The sequence below is a fragment of the Pseudomonas sp. Bout1 genome, from assembly GCF_034314165.1.
GTDB lineage: Bacteria > Pseudomonadota > Gammaproteobacteria > Pseudomonadales > Pseudomonadaceae > Aquipseudomonas.
This window is the reverse complement of sequence record NZ_JAVIWK010000001.1, coordinates 4,484,413-4,504,762: the sequence shown is the minus strand read 5'-3', so window position 1 is coordinate 4,504,762 and position 20,350 is coordinate 4,484,413. Positions and strand designations below refer to the sequence as shown.

Annotated in this window: 21 protein-coding genes and 1 pseudogene; 7 read left to right on the top strand and 15 right to left on the bottom strand. The window is 62.2% G+C overall.

The genetic code is table 11. The features are described 5' to 3' along the window. Positions 1-14: 14 nt before the first annotated feature. From RGV33_RS21040 to RGV33_RS21015, 6 genes are read right to left on the bottom strand one after another with little or no spacing between them, the layout of a single operon-like run. Positions 15-362, bottom strand: coding sequence for an L-rhamnose mutarotase (locus RGV33_RS21040; RefSeq protein ID WP_322145946.1), 348 nt, complete (start codon positions 360-362; stop codon positions 15-17). Next, positions 359-1,132 (bottom strand): SDR family oxidoreductase, encoded by a 774-nt coding sequence (locus RGV33_RS21035; protein WP_322145945.1) that lies wholly within the window; start codon positions 1,130-1,132, stop codon positions 359-361. Before RGV33_RS21035 ends, RGV33_RS21040 begins: the two co-directional genes overlap by 4 nt. After that, complete coding sequence (locus tag RGV33_RS21030) at positions 1,129-1,989, bottom strand: amidohydrolase family protein (protein ID WP_322145944.1); 861 nt, start codon at positions 1,987-1,989, stop codon at positions 1,129-1,131. Before RGV33_RS21030 ends, RGV33_RS21035 begins: the two co-directional genes overlap by 4 nt. A 38-nt stretch (positions 1,990-2,027) precedes the next feature. Further along, on the bottom strand, positions 2,028-3,305 hold the full coding sequence (locus RGV33_RS21025; RefSeq protein WP_322145943.1) for an L-fuconate dehydratase: 1,278 nt from the start codon (positions 3,303-3,305) through the stop codon (positions 2,028-2,030). Positions 3,306-3,325: 20 nt separating this feature from the next. After that, positions 3,326-4,171: an ureidoglycolate lyase gene (locus tag RGV33_RS21020; RefSeq protein WP_322145942.1), complete on the bottom strand. Its 846-nt coding sequence runs from the start codon at positions 4,169-4,171 to the stop codon at positions 3,326-3,328. 29 nt (positions 4,172-4,200) lie between these two features. After that, positions 4,201-4,941, bottom strand: coding sequence for an SDR family oxidoreductase (locus tag RGV33_RS21015; RefSeq protein WP_322145941.1), 741 nt, complete (start codon positions 4,939-4,941; stop codon positions 4,201-4,203). Positions 4,942-5,175: 234 nt separating this feature from the next. On the opposite strand from RGV33_RS21015, the gene RGV33_RS21010 reads away from it, so the two are divergent. Next, a complete protein-coding gene (locus RGV33_RS21010) occupies positions 5,176-5,937 on the top strand; it encodes a FadR/GntR family transcriptional regulator (protein WP_076016736.1) in 762 nt (253 codons plus the stop codon). Next, positions 5,934-6,917 carry a diaminopimelate epimerase gene (locus tag RGV33_RS21005; protein WP_322145940.1) on the top strand — a complete coding sequence of 328 codons (984 nt, stop codon included), beginning with the start codon at positions 5,934-5,936 and terminating at the stop codon, positions 6,915-6,917. Before RGV33_RS21010 ends, RGV33_RS21005 begins: the two co-directional genes overlap by 4 nt. On the opposite strand, the gene codA is transcribed toward RGV33_RS21005, so the two are convergent. From codA to RGV33_RS20970, 7 genes are all read right to left on the bottom strand, one after another. Then, positions 6,912-8,147, bottom strand: coding sequence for a cytosine deaminase (gene codA / locus RGV33_RS21000; protein ID WP_322145939.1), 1,236 nt, complete (start codon positions 8,145-8,147; stop codon positions 6,912-6,914). The genes RGV33_RS21005 and codA overlap by 6 nt on opposite strands. A 27-nt stretch (positions 8,148-8,174) precedes the next feature. Beyond that, a complete protein-coding gene (locus tag RGV33_RS20995) occupies positions 8,175-9,392 on the bottom strand; it encodes a PucR family transcriptional regulator (RefSeq protein ID WP_322145938.1) in 1,218 nt (405 codons plus the stop codon). Continuing rightward, positions 9,389-10,657 carry a cytosine permease gene (gene codB, locus RGV33_RS20990; protein ID WP_322145937.1) on the bottom strand — a complete coding sequence of 423 codons (1,269 nt, stop codon included), beginning with the start codon at positions 10,655-10,657 and terminating at the stop codon, positions 9,389-9,391. Before codB ends, RGV33_RS20995 begins: the two co-directional genes overlap by 4 nt. Before the next feature lie 201 nt (positions 10,658-10,858). Then, on the bottom strand, positions 10,859-11,482 hold the full coding sequence (locus tag RGV33_RS20985; protein WP_322145936.1) for an NUDIX hydrolase: 624 nt from the start codon (positions 11,480-11,482) through the stop codon (positions 10,859-10,861). Between the two features lie 10 nt (positions 11,483-11,492). Further along, positions 11,493-11,945: a GNAT family N-acetyltransferase gene (locus tag RGV33_RS20980; RefSeq protein ID WP_322145935.1), complete on the bottom strand. Its 453-nt coding sequence runs from the start codon at positions 11,943-11,945 to the stop codon at positions 11,493-11,495. Positions 11,946-12,019: 74 nt separating this feature from the next. Beyond that, on the bottom strand, positions 12,020-12,376 hold the full coding sequence (queD, locus tag RGV33_RS20975; RefSeq protein ID WP_219268315.1) for a 6-carboxytetrahydropterin synthase QueD: 357 nt from the start codon (positions 12,374-12,376) through the stop codon (positions 12,020-12,022). Positions 12,377-12,556: 180 nt separating this feature from the next. Beyond that, positions 12,557-13,636 carry a patatin-like phospholipase family protein gene (locus RGV33_RS20970; RefSeq protein ID WP_322145934.1) on the bottom strand — a complete coding sequence of 360 codons (1,080 nt, stop codon included), beginning with the start codon at positions 13,634-13,636 and terminating at the stop codon, positions 12,557-12,559. 158 nt (positions 13,637-13,794) lie between these two features. On the opposite strand from RGV33_RS20970, the gene RGV33_RS20965 reads away from it, so the two are divergent. Genes RGV33_RS20965 through RGV33_RS20950 form a run of 4 tightly spaced genes read left to right on the top strand, consistent with a single transcriptional unit; the run spans position 13,795 to position 16,407 of the window. After that, positions 13,795-14,103, top strand: coding sequence for a PepSY domain-containing protein (locus RGV33_RS20965; protein ID WP_322145933.1), 309 nt, complete (start codon positions 13,795-13,797; stop codon positions 14,101-14,103). Next, positions 14,103-14,426 carry a PepSY domain-containing protein gene (locus RGV33_RS20960; protein WP_322145932.1) on the top strand — a complete coding sequence of 108 codons (324 nt, stop codon included), beginning with the start codon at positions 14,103-14,105 and terminating at the stop codon, positions 14,424-14,426. Before RGV33_RS20965 ends, RGV33_RS20960 begins: the two co-directional genes overlap by 1 nt. Beyond that, positions 14,426-15,094: a response regulator transcription factor gene (locus RGV33_RS20955; protein ID WP_017476155.1), complete on the top strand. Its 669-nt coding sequence runs from the start codon at positions 14,426-14,428 to the stop codon at positions 15,092-15,094. The genes RGV33_RS20960 and RGV33_RS20955 overlap by 1 nt, the downstream gene beginning before the upstream one ends. Then, entirely contained in the window at positions 15,091-16,407 is a 1,317-nt protein-coding gene (locus RGV33_RS20950; RefSeq protein ID WP_322145931.1) for a sensor histidine kinase, read from the top strand. The genes RGV33_RS20955 and RGV33_RS20950 overlap by 4 nt, the downstream gene beginning before the upstream one ends. Before the next feature lie 136 nt (positions 16,408-16,543). On the opposite strand, the gene RGV33_RS34315 is transcribed toward RGV33_RS20950, so the two are convergent. Both RGV33_RS34315 and RGV33_RS34310 read right to left on the bottom strand, forming a co-directional pair. Next, on the bottom strand, positions 16,544-17,299 hold the full coding sequence (locus RGV33_RS34315; RefSeq protein ID WP_416152132.1) for a methyl-accepting chemotaxis protein: 756 nt from the start codon (positions 17,297-17,299) through the stop codon (positions 16,544-16,546). A gap of 102 nt (positions 17,300-17,401) precedes the next feature. Beyond that, positions 17,402-17,548, bottom strand: a pseudogene (locus RGV33_RS34310) (HAMP domain-containing protein); the annotation flags it as partial. Positions 17,549-18,977: 1,429 nt separating this feature from the next. Here RGV33_RS34310 and RGV33_RS20940 point away from each other — a divergent pair. Then, complete coding sequence (locus RGV33_RS20940; protein ID WP_322148713.1) at positions 18,978-20,297, top strand: Na+/H+ antiporter family protein; 1,320 nt, start codon at positions 18,978-18,980, stop codon at positions 20,295-20,297. Positions 20,298-20,350 lie beyond the last annotated feature (53 nt).

The window sequence follows — 20,350 nt, the reverse complement described above, 5'->3', positions numbered from 1 at the left end:
CGATGCAGCGGGTATCAAGGTTGGTCGGTAAGGCTGAAAATCTGCGTAAGGGGCTGCCATTTGCCCCCGGGGTCGGTCCATGGCGTGGGCGCCTGGAAACGCCACATCAGGGTTTCCCAGGCTTGCACTTCAGGGTTGTCGCGGGCGGCCTGGTCGAGCCCCTCGAAACTGAAACCCGCGGTGGTGTCCATGACCATGAACAGCCGCGTGCCCAGGCGCCAGATCTGCATTTGCGCGATGTGCTGGCTGCGCAGATGCCCAGCCACGGCGGGCCAGATGCGTTGATGCAACTGCTGGTACTCGGCGATCAATGCCGCATCGTCGATCAGGTCCAGGGCCAGGCAGTAACGTTGGCCGCTCATGTCAGTGCCCGGTCGAGGTGGGTGTAGCCACCGTCCACCACCAACCATTGCCCGGTGGTGTGGGAAGCGCGGGGTGAGAGCAGGAACAGCACGCTGTCGGCGATTTCCTCAGGGCTAGTCATTCGTTTGCCCAAGGGGATTTTTTCGACGATGGCGGCGAGCTTGGCTTTGGGGTTGTCGAAGCCGTCGATCCAGCGCTGGTACAGCGGCGTCAAGACCTCTGCGGGCACCACGGCATTGACCCGGATGCCGAATTCCAGCAACGAGGCTGCCCATTCCCGGGTCAGGGATAATTGCGCACCTTTTGCCGCGGTATAACCGCTGGTGCCGCCCTGGCCGGTGAGGGCGGTCTTGGAGCTGATATTCACGATTGCCCCGTGGCTGGCCTTGAGAGCGTCGAGGCACAGGTGGGTCACCAGGTAGTAATGAATCAGGTTCTTTTCCAGGGATTCGACAAAGGCTGCACGGCCTGCTTCCAGGCCTACACCGTCGTTGACCCCGGCGTTGTTCACCAGGCCGTCGATGCGCCCGAAACGTTGCAACACGTCGTTGACCGCCGCGCGGCAGGCGTCTTCGTCGCGCAGTTCGACGCGGATGAAGTGGCTTTGACCTTGCTGTTCAAGCTCGGCCGCGAAAGCCGCCGACAACGGTTGATGACCGAAAATCACCGGGATCGCGCCTTCGGCAATCAGCCCCAGGGAGATGGCGGCGCCAATCCCGGAGCCACCGCCGGTGACGATGATCACGCGGTCCTGCAAATGCAGATTCATGGGCAGTTTCCTTCAAGGTGATAGACCCGCTGGGCGGTGCCGCCCCAGATCGCCTGCTGTTCAACGGGCGACAGTAAGCCGAGGGTCTGTTGCAGCAATTGGCAGGTGCCCTGGTATTCGCCGGCCAACAGGCACACCGGCCAGTCCGAGCCGAACATCAGGCGTTCGGCCCCGAACAGTTCCAGTGCCAGTTCGATATAAGGGCGCAGGGCACGGGCGTTGCGTTGGTCGGGACCGGCTTCGGTGAGCAGGCCCGACAGCTTGCAGCTGACGTGGGGCAGGGCGGCCAGCGGCGCCAGGTGTTCGGCCCAACCTGCTGGGCCGTTGGCGATGTCTGGTTTGCCCAGGTGATCGAGTACCAGGTGATGACGGTCGTGGCGCTGACACAGGGCTGTGGCGGCGTCGAGATCGGCGCAGCGGATCAGCACTTCGTAAACGTAGCCTTGTTGCTGCAGGTGCTGCAGGCCACGGGCAAACCCCGGGTCAGCCATAAAGCTGGCAGGCGCAGGCTCATCCTGAATCTGATGCCGAAAGCCCTTGAGGCGCGGTGCGTCACGCCACTGTTCCAGGTGTTGTTCAAGGGTTGGGTCGCACAGGTCGACCCAGCCGACGACGCCGAGTATCCACGGGTGCTGCCGCGCCATGTCCAGCAGCGCATCGGTTTCTTGTTCACCGGCGCGAGCCTGCACGGCAATGCAGCCATCCAGGCCGGCTGCATCGAGCAATGGCCGCAAATCCTGTGGGAGAAAGTCCCGCCGCAGGTCGGCTTCAGCCGCACCGATCCACGGATAATCAGCGGGCCGGTAGCGCCAGAAGTGCTGGTGCGCATCGAGCCTCAGAGGTGATGGGGACGACATTATTATTGTGCTCCGTCCATTCAAAAATGCATTTCAGGTCACGGCCGGTGGCGGTATTGCTCCCGGGACGCGGCTTTCATCTGGATCGAGAAGCCCGGGGCTTGCGGCGGCAGATACGCCGCGCCGCGCACCACGCAAGGGTCCTCGAAATGCTCGTGCAGGTGGTCGACATACTCGATCACCCGGCCTTCATGGGTACCGGCGATGCACAGGTAGTCGATCATCGACAGGTGCTGCACATACTCGCAAAGCCCGACGCCACCGGCATGTGGGCAAACGGGCAGGCCATATTTGGCCGCCATCAGCATCACCGCCAGCACCTCGTTGACCCCGCCCAGGCGGCAGGCGTCTATCTGCACCACATCGATGGCTTCACGCATGATCAGTTGCTTGAAGATGATCCGGTTCTGGCACATCTCGCCGGTGGCGACCTTGACCGGCGCCACACCCAAGCGAATCTTGCGATGGCCCTCGATATCGTCGGGGCTGGTGGGTTCCTCGATAAACCACGGCTTGGCAAATGCCAATTCGCGCACCCAGTCGATGGCGGTGTCGACTTCCCAGACCTGGTTGGCATCGATCATCAACTGACGGTCCGGCCCCAGCACTTCACGGGCGATGCGCACGCGGCGCAGGTCGTCCTGCAAGTCGTGGCCGACCTTGAGTTTGACGTGGTTGAACCCGGCATCCACCGCTTCCTGGCACAGCCTGCGCAGCTTTTCGTCGCCATAACCAAGCCAGCCGGCGGAGGTGGTGTAGCAGGGGTAGCCATTGGCTTGCAGGTCGGCCATGCGCTCGGCCTTGCCTTCGGCGCGCTGGCGCAGCAAGGCCAGGGCTTCGCTTGGGGTGATGCAGTCGGTGATGTAGCGGAAGTCGATGCATCGCACCAGCTGTTCCGGGCTCATGTCGGCCACCAGGCGCCATAAGGGCTTTCCTTCAGCCTTGGCCCACAGGTCCCACGCGGCGTTGACGATTGCCCCAGTGGCCAGGTGGATCGCGCCCTTGTCCGGGCCGATCCAGCGCAACTGGCTGTCGCTGGTGACATGCCGCCAGAAACGACCCATGTCTTCAGCGATCCATTCCAGGGTCAGGCCCACCAGCAGCGGCTGCATGGCCTGGATCGCCGCGCAGCAAATCTCGTTGCCACGGCCGATGGTGAAGGTCAGGCCGTGGCCTTCAAGGGCCGGGTTGTCGGTCTGCAAAATCACGTAGGCGGCCGAGTAGTCCGGGTCCGGGTTCATGGCATCGGAACCGTCCAGGGACTGGGACGTAGGAAAGCGGATATCTTCGACGCGAATCGCGGTAATGGTGGTCATGAACGGCTCCTTGGCTCTAGTCAGGCGTCGACCGTGGTCTGGTTCTGTTCGCCAAGGCCTTCGATGCCCAGGCGGATTTTTTGCCCAGGCTTGAGGTAGACCGGCGTCGGCTTGATGCCCAGGCCGACACCGGGCGGGGTGCCGGTGGAAATCACATCCCCCGGTTGCAGGCTCATGAACTGGCTCAGGTAGCTGATCAGCTTGGGGATCTGGAAAATCATCGTGCGGGTGTTGCCGTTTTGGTAGCGGTGGCCGTCGACTTCGAGCCAGATCGACAGCTGGTGCGGGTCAGCGATTTCATCCCGGCTGACCAGCCACGGGCCCAGCGGGCCGAAGGTGTCGCAGCCTTTGCCCTTGTCCCAGGTGCCGCCGCGTTCCAGCTGGAATTCGCGCTCGGAGACGTCGTTGATCACGCAGTAACCGGCCACGTGTTGCATGGCCTGGCTTTCCTCGATGTAGCGACCGCCTTGGCCGATCACCACGCCCAGCTCGACTTCCCAGTCGGTCTTGGTGGAGTGGCGCGGGATCTCGATATTGTCATTGGGGCCGACGATGGCGCTGGTCCATTTGTTGAAGATGATCGGTTCGTCGGGGATCGGCGCGCCTGTTTCGGCGGCGTGATCGGCGTAGTTCAGGCCGATGCAGATGAGTTTTCCCACTTGGCCGACGCAGGCGCCCAAGCGCGGATTACCCGGTACCAAGGGCAGGCTCGCAGGGTCGAGTGCTTGCAGGCGAGCGAGGGTATGCGGCAGCAAAGCATCTCCTGCCACATCGCTGATGTGGGCAGACAAGTCACGCAGACGACCATCAGCGTCCAGCAGGGCCGGGCGTTCCTGACCTTTTTCACCATAGCGCAGCAATTTCATGAGCAGTCCTCTTGTTAGGCAGTGGGCGGTCAGTTGCTCCAGCCGCCGTCAATAATCTGGGTGGTGCCGGTGGTAAACGCGCTGGCATCGCAGCCAAGGTACAACGCTAGCTGGGCGATTTCCTGGGGCGTGCCCAGGCGTCCCATCGGCTGGCGCGCAGTGAAGGCGGCGTACACCTCGTCCTGTTGACGGCCTTCATGGCGGGCTTGTTCGACGATGCGTTGCTGCAGCGAAGGCGACTCCACTGTGCCGGGGCAGATGGCGTTGCAGCGGATGCGCTGGGTGACGAAGTCGGCCGCGACGGATTTGGTCAGGCCGATGACGGCGGCCTTGCTGGCGCAGTAGGCAAAGCGGTTGGGCACGCCCTTGAGGCTGGAGGCCACCGACGACATGTTGATAATCGAGCCGCCGCCCGCCGCCAGCATCCCCGGCAGAAACGCGCGGATCATGCGGTACATGGCAGTGACGTTGAGGTCCAGGGCAAACGCCCAGTCGCTTTCCGGGCATTCAAGGATAGTGCCGGCGTGCACCACGCCTGCGCAATTGAACAGCACATCGAGCGGGCCGACCTCGGCGGCGAGGCGTTGGATGGCGCTGGCGTCGGTCACGTCCAGCACTACCGTTTGCGCGCCCGGCAGGTCAGCGAGCGCCTGTTGATTGATATCGGCTGCAATCACTTCGGCGCCAGCCGCCAGATAGGCTTCGACGCTGGCGCGGCCAATGCCCTGGGCGGCGGCGGTGATCAGCACGCGTTTACCGGTGAGGTCCATGACAGACTCCCTAGATTGTTATTATTGGCTCAATGGTCAGGCCATTAAGGGCGTAAAACACCTGCTTCTGCGGCATAGCGAACCGTGGTGGGTTTGCTATGATCAGCACACTGGAAACGATCCAATGGTCAGGCCATTGATCCAATTTTTAGCATGGGTTCTCGCGGTCAACAAGCGGCTTTTTCGCGAGTTGATCATTTGGACCGTGCCGTGCATGAATCGAGCTGACCCTAAATGCCATTTCAAGTTATTGATAACCAACGTCTTTATCGACAGATTGCCGACCAGCTACGGGCGTTGATCGACAGTGGAGAATTTCCGCCGGGCAGCCGTCTGCCAGCCGAACGTGAGCTGGCCAAACTGTTGGGCGTGAGTCGCGCCTCTGTGCGCGAAGCGATGATTGCCCTGGAAGTGATCGGCCTGGTGGACGTGCGCGTGGGCAATGGCGTGCTGGTGTGCGAACCGGTGCAGCCCAAAGTCAGCCAGGAACCGGTGATGGCCCAAGCCACCCGGGACCAATGGAAAGAATTCGATCCGGAACTCAATCTGCACGTCGACTTCAATGCCGAAATCCCGCCGTTTTCCTTGCTTCAAGCCCGTCGCCTGATTGAGCCGGAAGCCGCTGCCCTGGCCGCCAAACACGCTACCGATGAAGAGTTGGCGGGTATCCGCGAGGCGTTCGAACGCAACGTACAGGACAACCGCGAAGGCTCCCACACGCATCCGGGTGATCGCCTGTTCCACATTCGCATCGCCCAGGCCTCGGGCAATCCGGCCTATGCGCTGATGATTGCGCACTTGCTGGGGCATCGATACGGCAGCATGTTCCAGCGGTTGCAGGCGCACTACACCTCGGACGACATGCCCCATCGTTCGGAAGACGAGCATCGCAAGATCCTCGATGCCCTGGAGCAGCGGGACGTGGAAGGTGCGCGCCAGGCTATGCGCAAGCACTTGGAAGAGGTGGTGCGGATCTTTATGCGAACTGCGCAATGAGCGTTTTCTACGATGCGCGGGGCAATATTTACGGTGTGACCAGCCCGGCGTTGTTGCGCAGTAAAGGTATCGAGGTGCCGGACAGCGCCGCCTTGGCCGCAAACAGTCGGAGCGCCTGGGCACTGGCGGCGATTGCTTCAGAGTGCGGTTGGGGTTCGCAACCGCGCCCGTCCGAGGCCAAGGCTCATCGGTGTGATGGTCTGCTGGTGGGACCGTTCCAGGCCGAACCGCCGTTTGACCTGCTGATCGTCAACACCGATGGATCCTTGGCGGAGCGCAGTGGCAATGGCCTGACGATTTTTGCCCAGTCGTTGACCGACCAGGCATTGATGACTCAAGCCTGTGACCTGCGGGTGCATCACGACAAGGCGGATGCACAGTCTCCGGTGGTTACACGGGTTGAGCCTGCAGTGTACGAGGAGGTGCAGGGCTTCTGGCTGGCGCTGGGGCGTCCCGAATGGGGGCCTTCGGCGGTGGGGGCGGTTGGCGTTGGTGTGGTCTGGCTTGAAGGCACCGAGGTGAGCCATGTTGCGACGCTGGCTGCACTCAACCCCGAGTGGAGTTACAGCCAGTTTGTGCGCGTGGGCAACCCTCATTGCGTGACGCTGGTGCGGGATGCGTCGGCGTTGCCGGACAACGCGCAGATGCATCGGCCAGCGTTGTTCGACCCGCTGAGGGCGATCGCTTTTGCGCCGCCTGCCGGGGCCGGTCAACCGTGTGTTTCGGGGGTGAACCTGCAGTGGGCGGCCCGGGATTCAGGCAATCGTGTTGTCGCCCGTGTATTTGAGCGCGGCGAGGGGCCGACAGCGTCCTCCGGGACCAGCGCTAGTGCCGTGGCGTGCGCCGCCTGGTCTGCAGGATGGGTGGCTGCCGGGGAAGTGGCGGTGGTGATGCCCGGCGGTACGGCGCCGGTGCGCTTACACGCACAAGCGGGTGAGTTGCTGCACGTCAGCCTGTTCGGGACGGCGCGGCGTTTATAAAAACTCCACCTGCGCCGGCCGGCGTTTCATCAGCACCTTGCCTGCGCGAATCGAATACAACGGCAAGCCCTGGCTGCGAATCACTTCGTAGTCGCTGTCTGCAGACAGGATCAGCAGGTTCGCCGGGCGCCCCGGCTCCAGGCCATAACGATCGCCCAGGGCCATGGCCTTGGCGCTGTTGTCGGTCACCAGGTCCAGCGCACTTTGCAGGTTGCGGTAGCCGAGCATATGGCAGATATGCAAACCGGCTTCCAACACTCGCAAAATGTTGCCATTACCCAGCGGATACCAAGGGTCGACGATGGAGTCCTGGCCGAAACAGACGTTCATGCCGGCCTCCAGTAATTCGTTCACCCGGGTTACGCCCCGACGTTTCGGGAAGCTGTCGAAGCGGCCCTGCAAGTGAATACTTTCCGTCGGGCAGGAGACAAAACTGATGCCCGAATGCCCCAACAGGCGGAAGAGTTTGGCGCAGTAGGCATTGTCGTAGGAACCCATGGCCGTGGTGTGGCTGGCGGTCACGCGGGCACCCATGTCGCGGCTGCGGGCTTCTTCGGCCAGCACTTCGAGAAAACGCGAATGCGGGTCGTCGGTTTCGTCGCAGTGCACGTCCACCAGGCAGCCGGTGCGCTCGGCCAGGTCCATCAGGAACTTTACCGAACTCACCCCTTGGTCGCGGGTGTATTCAAAGTGCGGGATACCGCCGATCACGTCGGCGCCCAAACGGATGGCTTCTTCCATCAGTTCGCGGCCATTGCGGTAGGACTCGATACCTTCCTGCGGGAACGCGACGATTTGCAGGTCGATCAGGTGGGCGCTGTCCTCGCGCACTTCGAGCATGGCCTTGAGCGCGGTGAGACCCGGGTCGGTGACGTCGACATGGGTACGCACATGCTGGATACCATGGGCGGCCAGGGTCTGGATGGTTTTTTTGGCGCGGGCCTTGGTGTCTTCCAGGGTGATGGTGGCCTTGCGTTCGCCCCAGCATTCGATGCCTTCAAACAGTGTGCCGCTCATGTTCCAGCGCGGCTCGCCGGCGGTCAGCGTTGCGTCAAGGTGGATGTGCGGTTCGACAAAGGGCGGCACTACCAGGTTGCCGGCGGCATCCAGGTCTTCGGGGCCTGCTATGGGGGCTGCGCCTTGGGGGGTGATGCTGGCGATCCGGCCGTGTTCCAGGTGCAGATCATGCAGGCCTTCACGGTTGCGCAGGCGGGCGTTGATGATGTGCATGGGCAAGTTCCTCTTGGCAAAAAACAATCAGGCAGACAGCCGCCAGATCATCAGCGCGATGCCGATGTCCAGGCGGTCATAAGAGTTGTCCAGCTTCAGCCCGCACAGGGCCTCGATACGCTGGACGCGGTGCGTCAGGGTGTTGCGGTGAACCGCCAGCCGCTGCGCGGCGGCCACAAGGTTACCATTCTCGTGGAACCAGGCTTGCAGGGTAGGCATCAGGCTCGGGCCGTGGTGCAGGTCGTGGCGCAGCAGCGGCCCCAGGCGTTCGTTAAGAAACTGGTCGAGCAGGGCGCGATCTCGCACGCCACTGAGCAACTTGAGCACCCCCAACTCGTCGTAGACACACAACCCGGCGCGCTCACTGAATCGTCGTGCTGCGGCCAGCGCCTGGCGTGCCTCATCCAACGCCTGGGCCAGCCGAGCGGGCGGGTGTGCGGCAGCACTTAGGCCGATAAACAGTTTCAACGGTGCCAGGCGCAGGTTCAGCCCTTTTAACCAACCCGCCAACAACTGGCGGTTGGCCAATGCGGCACCCGCATCCATTGCAGGCAGCAGCAACGTCCACTGCCCGGCGCGCCCCAGCACCGGCAGGCGCGAGGGGTGCTGCGCCGAAAACTGGCGCAAACGCCGAGTAATCGCATCGTGCTGACGTGCCAGTTGCGCCTCGACCACGGGCGCCTCTGCCTGGGCAAACAGGGCATCACTGCCGTCCAGTTGCAATTGGACGAGCTGCCAATGCCCGGCCAACGGCATACCCAACTGCGCGGCGCGATGCAGTAGCAAATCCAGGGATTGATAATCACCAGCCAACAGGCGTTCCAGTACGTCATGCCGCGAGCGCCCCAGCTGTTGCGACTGGATCAGCGCCGAACCGACAGCCTGGGTTACCAGGACCATCTTCAAGGAATATGGCTGTTCGATAAGCGGCATGCCCTCTTCTTGCGCCGCTTGCAGCAAGCGCTGGGGAATTTCCTGGATGTAATCCGCGCCCGTGAGGATCACCAGGCCAGCCACCTGGCGCTGACACGCTTCGTCCAGCAACACCAGCAGGTTGGCCTCATCCCGTGGATGATTGATGCCAGTGACGAACACCAGCTCGCCGCCCAGCACCCATTCGGCGATGCCGCTGTTTTCTGCGACATAGGGCCAGCGCACGGTGTTCTGCAGGCCAGCTTCCCCGGCCCGCAGGCACATCGACTCCAGGCCGGGCAAGGCCAGCACATCGGCGATCGTCAGGCTCATGCCCGGGCGTCAGCCAAAGGTGCCCGCACCCGCAGCACACTGGTCAGTACGATGTAGGTCAGCGACGCCGCGACAATCCCCACCAACGGCGCCACCCAGGGTGAGTGAAACGCCAGCACTGTACCCACCGCGTAGGCGATCAGCCCCGGCCAATTGAATGCCGGCAAACGCGTCTCGGCCAGGCGCGGGTATTGGCCGCGATAGCGGTAGAAGAAGTCCGCCATGATCACGCCACCAATCGGCGGAATGACCGTGCCCAGCAGGATCAGGTAGGGCACCAGCATGTCGTACATGCCCAGCAGCGCCAGCACGGTGCCGATGACTGCACCGACCAGGGTTACCGTTTTGCGCCGTCTGGTGCGCAGCAGGTTGCAGCCGGCGACGGCGAAGTTGTAGATGGTGTTGTCCTGGGTGCTCCAGATATTCAACAGCAGCATTGCCATGGCGGCCATGGCAAAGCCTTGCAACAGCAGCACCTCGACCACGTCTGGTTGCTGGTAGACGATGGCGCCATAAGCACCGATCAGCACCATCAAGCCATTACCGATAAAAAAGCCGATCAGGCTGGCCAGTACCGCGACCTTGGCCGAGCGCGAGAACCGCGTCCAGTTGGTGGCCTGGGTCGCGCCACTGACAAAGGTGCCGAACACCAGCGTGATCGCAGTGGACAAGTCCAGTTCACCCGTGGGCACGACCGCCAGCAGCCCGTCCAGCCCGCCGACCTTGACCGTGGCCACCCACATCGACAGAAACAGCAAGATGCCCATGGCCGGCACGGCGATGTAGGACAGGATCTCCAACCCGCGATAGCCCACGTAGGCCGTCGCGCAGAACACCATGCCGAACAGCACCATCAGTCCCAATACGCTGCCCTGGCCCAATTCGAAATACTTGCCCAGCACCACGGCGGCGGTAGCGGTGCCCCAGGCGTACCAGCCGATCTGGGTGAACCCGAGGATCAAGTCGCTCAACTTGCTGCCCACTTCGCCGAAGCAGAAGCGCCCCATGAGCACCGAATTCAAACCGCTCTTGAACGCGATGTAACCCAGGCCTGCGGCGTAGATACCCAACAGCAGGTTACCCAGGGCCACGACGCCGAGCATCTGGGTAAAGCTGAAGGCCACCCCCAGCTTGCCGCCGGCGAACATGGTCGCGGTAAAAAAGGTAAAGCCCAACAACACCATTGCGGTGGAGGCCAGGCCCTTGCGGGCGTGCATGGGCACCTCGCTGAGAGGGTAGTCATTGCCCGGTTCGTTCTGCGTCATGTGCCTTTCTCCCTGAATGAGTGACGCAGGCCCGTTGCACCCGTCGTGCCAAGTGCAGGCCAGTGACCGGCGCACGGTGGGGGCTGTGCATACTGCACAGTATTTATAGCAAAAGCGGCAGAACATGCCGGCGGGATTGGTCTTTGTGCCCAGTCAGGCGCGAAAGCGGTGCAGCGGTGATACAAATTGGATCACCCTTATTCAATCGAACAGGGTGTGGGTGGTTTCCCCGCGATGAAACGCAAAGGCGGCTTCAAGGTCGCTTTCGATAGTGCGGCCGCGGGACAGCGGTGGCAGTTCGTCGAGGCGGAAGAACCCGACTTCGGTGGTTTCGAAACCGGCCATCGGCGCCCGTTGATCCACTCGTTCGCACAGAAAGTAGAGTTTGTAGAAGTCCCGGATATCCGGCCGGTACAAACCTTTGGCCTTGTGAGTGACGCTGTACAGCGCCCGGGCAGTGACGGTCAGCCCGGCCTCTTCGTGGATTTCCTTGATGATGTTTTCAGCCGCCGAGAGGCCAATGTCCGCATAACCGCCGGGCAGCGCCCAACAGCCATCTGTCAGTTCACGCACCAACAGGATCCGGTCGCCGTCGATTACCGCGCCGCGCACATCAATCATCGGCGTCGAATAGCGCTTGGCAAAATCCGGCACCAACCCGCTGATGCGTTCCAGCGGCACCTCGCCCAACTGCGCGAGCATGCTGTGGGCAATCTGGGCGATTTCTTCGAGGCGCTCGCGTTCGAAGTCATCGGTGCAAAAGTGCAGCCCCGTGGAGGCCAATGCTTGCAAGCGCTTGGCTTGGGCGAGCCAGGTGTTTTCCATGGGAGCTCCTTCAGTGAGAAGCGCCGAGGTCTTTCTGCATGTAGACCCGGCGCAGGCCGTTTTCCTCGGCGCGATGGGTTTGCGTATAGCCTTTGCGGGCGTACAGCGCAATATTTTCGGTCATTGCTTCGTTGGTGTAGAGACGGATGACGCCATGGGTGGCCTGGCTTTGCGCGAACGCCAGCAATAGGCTCCCGTAACCCAGACCTTGCGCGCCCGGGTCGACCGCCAGGTTGTCCAGCAGCAGGTACTCGTCGTGATGGATCAGCACGACAAAGCCGTGCACCTGGCCTGCGCGCTCCAGAACGTGTACCCGCCCAGCGGCGACCTGTTGACGATAGTCATCCAGCATCGGCCCTGGCTTGCGCCCGATTCGTTCGATGTAAGGGGAGTAGGCGGCGTGGACGATGGCCTCGATGGTTGCGATATCGTCAACGGTGGCGGGGCGAATAAGGGTTGGCATCGCGGCGGACCTCCAGAATCACTTGTGGCGAGGGGGCTTGCCCCCCTCACCACAGTGGTTTTTTACGTCGCCGCTTATTCGCCGCGATAAATGCAGCCGCTGGTGCAGGTCTCATGGATGCGAATCGCGCTGAGTTCCGGCAACAGCGGTTTCAATTCAGTCCAGATCCACTTGGCCAGCACTTCGCTGGTCGGGTTCTCAAGGCCTGGGATGTCATTGAGGTAGTTGTGGTCGAGGCGTTCGTAGAGCGGCTTGAAAATCGCCTTGATCTCCGAGAAGTCGCGGATCCAGCCGGTATGCGGGTCGAGGTCGCCGCTGAGGTGGATCGCCACCTTGAACGAATGGCCATGCAGGCGCCCGCATTTGTGGCCTTGCGGAACGTGGGGCAAGCGGTGGGCAGATTCGAATGTAAATTCTTTGAAGATTTCCACAGGGTTTTTCAGCTCGGTGAGGTGTCTGGCAGGCAGCGAGTTTAACAGTTTGTTACCTCGTCGCGCACATACCGCGTAGCAGCTGTCGAGCCTTGGCGAGGCGGCGTTTTCGGTTTGTCTGGCAAACCGAGGTGCTGCTGACGCAGCCTCGCTTGGGCTCGACAGCTGCTACGGGGGGCGTCAGAGAGCCAGCAGGCGTTCGCCCAATTGCCCGTTATCGGCCAGTTGCAAAAATTCATCCCCCAGCCGTTGGCTTTCGCTCATCGCGGTTTGCCAGTACTTGTTACGGCCAGGGTCATCGCCCATAAAGCGCTTGAAGTCACTGCGGTCTGGCAGTTTGCCGTGAGGCAGGCGGGCGAGATACTCCTTCGACGGCGCCACCAGCAATACATCCTGCAACCCTTGTTGATTGGCGCGCCGCCACGGCAAACCTTTATCGAACCAGCCGGGGATAACCCGGTCGGTGAAGTGCGGGTACAGCACGATGTCATCGCCGTGGTAGGGCAGGTCGAGGTGATAGTCCAGCAGGCCGCCATCGCGGTAAGTGCCTGTGCCTGCACCCGGCAGGTCGCGCACACCTTGCATCACCATGGGGATCGAGCCGGACGCCAGCAGCGCCTGGCGCAGGTTGCCCAGTTCCAGGTTAAGGAAGCGCGAGGGGAAATCCGTGAGCGCATGCAGCGGTGGCGCCTGGCGTGGGTCGTGGACGATCAGCCGTTCGAAGTGGCGTGACAGCCGTGCGCGGCCCCGCAGGTTGTCGGCGATCACGGATGACAGGCCCAGGCCGAGACGACCACGGTGGTCGTCGGCGAGCAGCCCGTGGCTTTTGACCACCATGATGTTCAGCCGGTAGTTCGGGTTGTCGAGTACCCGCGCATCGCGGCCGGCCAGCAGGTCGTCGAGCATGCGTACGCAACTCTGGCTGACTTCGGCCATGGTCACGCCTTTGGCAAAGCGCTGTTCGTTATACAACCGGCCCAGGTCCAGCAGGCCTTGCACCGGGTCGGGCAGGCAGGCACTGGCGAAACGCCACGAGCCAATCGAGGCGCCGATCAGCGCACGTTCGCGTGGCGCGCGCGGCAGCCAGTCTCCGAACAGCGCCAGGTCCAGCCCCTGGATACCCAAGGCCTTGGGGCCACCGGCGGCGCCGGGCAGGATGCCGACATCTGCAGGCGCGAGGCCCTGCTCGCGGATGCGCGCGAAGGCACGTTTGCCGGCCTTGAGGGTCAAGGCTGGGAACTTCATATGGATAGCAGTCATATCGGTCTCATTTACCGCAAGCAGGGCAGTATAGAAAATCCTGGCCGGTTGCAGGCAAAGGTGTTGCAGAGAATTGCCATGGTGGCAATTCAGTTTCAGTTAAGTTGGATCCAGTACCGTGAGCCCGTAGGCAAAATATCCTGAAACGGAGACTCACCATGAAAACCCTCACAGCCTTGATCGCCAGCAGTATCATCACCCTCACCGCGGGTGTCGCCCAGGCTCGCGACTTGGGGCCGGACGAAGCACTGAAGTTGCGCGACGCTGGTACCATCGTGTCCTTCGAGAAGCTCAATGCCACGGCCCTGGCCAAACATCCTGGCGCCACCGTTCATGAAACCGAGCTTGAAGAGGAATACGGCAAATACCTTTATCAGGTTGAACTGCGTGACGCCCAGGGCGTTGAGTGGGACCTGGAACTGGACGCCGTCACTGGGGCTGTCCTCAAGGATCATCAGGATACGTAATGAAGGTAAATCTGCGCACCAGCGCTCAAATGGCACTGGTGCTCCTGGCATTTTGCTCAGGCCTGGCTGCTCGGGACCTGGGCCCGGACGAAGCGCTGCGCCTGCGCCAGAAGGGCGTGATCGCGCCGCTTGAACATCTGCTGGGCCCCGCGTTCGAGCGCTACCCGGGCGCCAAGCTGCTCGACGCCGAGCTTGAAGAGCACAAGGATCGCCCTGTGCGTTATATCTATGAAATCGAACTGTTGACGGTGGAAGGCGTGGTGCGTGAGATCGAACTCGACGCCAACACCGGCCAACTGCTCAAAGACAAGGAAGACGACTGATGCGCCTGCTCCTGGTGGAAGACCACGTACCCCTGGCCGACGAACTGATGGCCGGCCTCAACCGCCAGGGTTATGCGGTGGACTGGCTGGCGGACGGGCGCGATGCGGTGTACCAGGGGCGCAGCGAACCCTACGACCTGATCATCCTCGACCTCGGCCTGCCGGGTTTGCCGGGGCTTGAGGTATTGACGCAGTGGCGCGCCGCTGGCCTGGCCACGCCGGTGCTGATCCTCACCGCCCGCGACTCCTGGGCCGAACGCATCGAAGGGCTCAAGGCCGGGGCCGATGATTACCTGAGCAAGCCGTTCCATCCCGAGGAGCTGCACCTGCGTATCCAGGCGTTGCTGCGGCGCTCCCATGGCCAGGCCAATCAGCCCACCTTGCAAGCCGCCGGCTTGCACCTGGACGAAGGCCGCCAATGCGTGATGCGTGACGGCGAGGAGATCCAGCTGACCGCCGCCGAGTTTCGGTTGTTGCGTTACTTCATGCTGCACCCCGAGCAAATCCTTTCAAAAAGCCACTTGGCCGAGCACTTGTACGATGGCGAGACCGAGCGTGATTCCAATGTGCTGGAAGTGCACGTCAATCACCTGCGCCGCAAGTTGGGCCGCAGCGTGATCGAGACCCGGCGCGGCCAGGGTTACCGGTTTGGCGCCAGCCCTGCATGAAGTCGATCCAGCGGCGCCTGAGCCTGGGGCTGATCAGCGTGATGGTGATCGTCGGCCTGGTGCTGGCGCAGACCAGCCTGTGGCTGTTCGAAATGGGCCTGCAGCGCTACCTGGAATCGGGCTTGCGCAACGACAGTGAGAACCTGCTGGTAGCGCTTGTGCGTGGGCCAGCGGGTGTGCAGCTGGATGAGCAACGGCTGTCGCCGGCCTACCAACGGCCGTTTTCCGGGCACTATTTTCGTATCGACTTTGCCGACACACACTGGCGTTCGCGCTCGTTATGGGACCAGGAACTGCCACAGCTGCCCCAGGCCGGGCTCAAGGGCAACCTGCAATTGGGCCCGGAGGGCCAACAGTTGCTGGTGTTGCGTTCGGACTACAAACGCTTCGGCCAGTCGATTTCCATCAGCGTGGCCCAGGACTACACCCCGGTCAGGGAAAGCTTTCGCCTGATGCGCCAGATTGGCCTGGTGCTGGGGCTGGCGGCGCTGTTACTGATCCTGATCCTGCAGCGGGTCACCGTGCGCCGCGCCTTGCGCCCGCTGGAGACTGCGCGTAACCAGATCGCCCAACTGCAACAAGGCCAGCGCTCGCAACTGGACACCCAGGTCCCGGTGGAACTGGAACCGCTGGTGGCGCAGATCAACCATTTGCTGGCCCACACCGAAGACAGCCTCAAGCGCTCACGCAATGCCTTGGGCAACCTCGGCCATGCCTTGAAAACCCCATTGGCGGTGCTGTTGAGCGTGGCGTCCAGCGAGCAGCTCAAGGACCACCCGCAGTTGAGCAAGTTGCTGCGCGAACAGTTGGAGCAGGTGCAGCAACGGCTTAACCGCGAACTCAATCGTGCCCGCCTGGCCGGCGAGACGCTGCCCGGCGCCCTGTTTGACTGCGATGGCGAGTTGCCGGGCCTGCTGGCGACCTTGAACATGATCCATGGCGAACATCTGGATTTGAGTTACCGCGTACGCCCCGGTTTGCAATTGCCGTGGGACCGCGAGGACCTGCTGGAGCTGTTGGGCAACCTGCTGGATAACGCCTGCAAATGGGCGGATGCGGAGATCGTGTTGAGCATCGGCGAAACCGCCGAAGGCTTTCGGCTGGCGGTGGAAGATGACGGGCCGGGAATTCCCGAGAGCCAGCGCGACCAGGTCTTCAGCCGAGGCACACGGCTGGATGAGCAGACTGACGGCCATGGGCTGGGACTGGGGATCGTGCGGGATATCGTCGAGGTGTGGGGCGGGGTGCTGCTGTTGCAGGAGAGCGAGCTGGGCGGGTTAAAGGTAGTTATCGACCTGCCACGCCGCCATTGAAAACAAACCGTAGCAGCTGTCGAGCCTCGGCGAGGCTGCGTTGCGGTATGCCTGACACACCGCCAACGCAGCCTCGCCGAGGCTCGACAGCTGCTACGGGATACTCGGGCTTATTGCCGAAGTATCCAGCAGCTCATCAAACCCTGAACTGATCCATCAGGCCCTGCTGCTGGTTCGCCAAGCTGTTCAACGCCTGGCTGACTCGCGCCGATTCATTCGCCTGCTCGGACAACGACTCCGTCACATCCCGAATCGTTGCTACGTTGTTGTTGATCTCCTCGGCCACCGCACTTTGCTCTTCGGCGGCGCTGGCGATTTGCAGGTTCATGTCGCTGATCACCGTCACCGCATCGCCGATCTGGCGCAGCGCTGTCACGGCCTGGCCTACCTGTTCGACGCTGCCCTGGGCCTGGCGATGGCTGTTGCTCATCGAGCCGACCACGTCCTGGGTGCCGCTTTGCAATTGCTCGATCACCAGGCGGGTTTCTTCAACCGACTCTTGCGTGCGCCGCGCCAGGTTGCGCACTTCGTCGGCGACCACGGCGAAACCACGACCGGCTTCACCCGCGCGGGCGGCTTCGATGGCGGCGTTCAGTGCCAGCAGGTTGGTCTGCTCGGCAATCGCACGAATCACTTCCAGTACCGAACCGATTTTCTCGCTGTTGGCCGCCAGTCCTTCAACCTGGCTCATCGCCGTACTCATATCTGCTGCGAGGTGGCCGATGCTGGTGGTGGTGCGGTCGATCACCCTCAAGCCTTCACGCGTGGCCTGGTCAGCATCGCGGGCAGCCTGGGCGGCTTGCGCTGCGCTGCGGGCGACGTCCTGGGCGGTGGCGCTCATCTCGTGGGAGGCGGTGGCCACCTGGTCGACCTGGCGGTACTGCTGCTCCATGCCGGCGCTGGTTTGCGTGGCAATTGCGGCCGATTGGTCGGCGGTGCCACGGGCGTCCTGCACCGAGCGTTTGACCTGGGCAATGATCGGTTGCAGCTTATCGAGGAACCGGTTGAACCAGCCGGCCAGCTCGCCGAGTTCGTCGTGTTTGTCGTAGGCCAGGCGCCGGGTCAGGTCGCCTTCGCCGCTGGCAATGTCTTCCAGCATGCGCGCCACACCGAGGATCGGCCGGGTCACGCTGCGGGCCATCAGCCACACCAGCAACAACCCAACGATCGCGGCGAGCAGGCCTAGGCCCAGTTCCAGCAGCGTGCCCTTGGCGTTGTCAGCATCCAGTTCGGCCTTGAGGGCTTCAGCCGGAGCGACCAGGACCTTTTCCGGCACATCCAGCAGAACGCCCCATGGTTTGCCGTCGGGAATTGGCAGGAACGGTGCCAGTACCTTGAGTTGATGATCGGTACGCACGCTGCGAGTCTGGGTGCTGGTCGCCAGCGAGCTGATCAACTGTGCGCCGTTGACGGTGTCGACGGTGTCCAGGCGCTGGCTGAGTTTGCCGGCGTCCGGGCTGTAGCCGGCCAGCAGGCCCACCGGGCTGATGATGCTGACGCTGGTCTGGCCGTCATAGAGTTTCTGGCTGGCGTGTTGGCTGACCGCCTGCAGGCTGTTGAGGTTGATGTCCACCGACAGCGAGGCGATGACTTTGCCGTTGACCATCAGTGGGAACACGATGCTGGTCATCAGCACCTTTTGCCCGTCGATCACATAGAAGTAGGGTTCGATCACACACGGCTTGAGGGTGGTGCGCGGGCAAGTGAACCAGGCGTTGGCTTTTTCGCCACTGGGTCCGACGCTGGTGTCGGACATGTCGCTTTCGGGCAGTGACATTGAAGTCAGCTTGCCTGCGGTAGGCTGGGACCAATACAGCGCAAAGCGGCCCTTGTCGTTGCTGCCCAGCTCTTGTTGATTGGCGAACAACTCGTCCTTGCCATCCAGTGCGTTGGCCTCGAACACCAGGGACAGTCCCAGCAGGTCCGGGTTGGCTTGCAGCGCGGCCTTGACCTGGCGGGTCAGGTCTTCACGCAGGTCGAAGGCATCTAGGAAGCGTTTTTCGGCCTGTTCGCGCAGGAACAATACCTGTCGGGAAAAACCGTGGCCGTACTGATAGGCGTCCATGAACTGCTGGCGGATGCCCAGTGCCTGGACGTCACCTTGGGCTTCGATGCGCGCCTGAGCGGCTTCGTCGAGCATCTCCATACTGGAAGCCTTGACCAGCTCGGAGCTCTGCGCCATGCGGTACAGCGAGAGACCGACCAGCAAGGTCACGATGCCCAGCAGGCAAAGACCGGCCAGCAGGGTAATTTTCCATTGAATGGACAGCTGTCTGAGCGACATGGAGCCTTCCTTAACTTTTCGATACGACAGAGACGATCTGCTTGTATCGGCCGCGCAGGAGTTTTCTTTATTCAAACGTTCAATTTAAACCTGTTTGTGTGGTGAGGGGGCTTTGTGGTGAGGGGGCTTGGCACCCCTCCCCACATTTTTGACAAGCCAGGCCGGGTGCTGCAAAGTGCGCGCCCTCTAATAAAACACCTTTAAAACCTGATTTGCGGCAGCCGTTCCCGACAGCCGCCCGGGCAGGTGCGTGCTTTTTTACGTTTTCTGGCTTGAGGTAACGATGATTAATGCAGTAATCGCCGCGGTCGGCACCATGCTGGTGCTCAGTCTGTCCCGCGTGCATGTGGTGATCGCGATCATTGTCGGCGCCCTGGTGGGTGGCCTGACCGGCGGCCTGGGCATCGACGCAACGCTCAAGGCGTTCAACAGCGGCCTGGGCGGCGGTGCCACGGTGGCGTTGTCCTATGCGCTGCTCGGCGCCTTCGCCGTGGCGATTGCCAAGTCCGGCCTGGCCCATGCGCTGGCGGACAAAGCCCTGCTGCTGGTAGATCGCCAGGAAGCCACGGGCGGCAGCCACGTCAAGTGGCTGTTGATCGGCTTGCTCTGGGTGGTCGCAATCGCCTCGCAGAACATCCTGCCTATCCACATTGCGTTTATCCCATTGTTGGTACCGCCACTTTTATACGTGCTGACCAAGCTGCAACTGGACCGCCGGTTGATAGCCTGCGTCATGACCTTCGGCCTGATCACGCCCTACATGTTTCTGCCGGTGGGCTTCGGCAACATCTTCCTGAACCAGATCCTGCTGGCCAACGTGGCCAAGAGCGGTGTCGACATCAGCCAGGTCAACGTCACCCATGCCATGGGCCTCCCGGCGCTGGGCATGGTGGTCGGCCTGCTGGTGGCGGTGTTTATCAGCTACCGCAAGAAGCGTGTCTACGACCTGGAGAAGATCGAGCGGGTCGAGCAGGTGGCGGTGCAATACAACCCGCTCACATTGCTGGTGGCCGGCCTGGCGATTGCCTCGGCGTTCATCATCCAGCTGTGGCTGGACTCGATGATCATCGGCGCCCTGGCCGGGTTCCTGATCTTTTCGGTGTCGGGCATCGTGCGTTGGCGCGACACCGATGACCTGTTTACCGAAGGCATGAAGATGATGGCGATGATCGGCTTCATCATGATCGCTTCGTCGGGTTTTGCCGAAGTGCTCAAGGCCACCGGCGAAGTGCAGACACTCGTGCAAGCTTCGGCGGCGTTTATCGGCCATAGCCGCGGTGTGGGCGCGTTGCTGATGCTGCTGGTGGGTTTGCTGGTGACCATGGGCATCGGCTCGTCGTTTTCCACGGTGCCGATCCTGGCGGCGATCTTTGTGCCGCTGTGCGTGCAGCTGGGCTTCAGCCCGCTGGCTATCGTGTGCATCGTCGGCACCGCCGGGGCGCTGGGCGATGCCGGCTCACCAGCGTCGGACTCCACCCTGGGCCCGACCTCGGGTTTGAACATCGACGGCCAACACCATCATATTTGGGACACCGTGGTGCCCACCTTCCTGCATTACAACATTCCGCTGCTGGCGTTTGGCTGGTTTGCCGCAATGACCCTCTGACAGGGTTGTCCTACAGAATCAGGGCGCCTGGCCGTTAACCTCTCAAGTCTTCC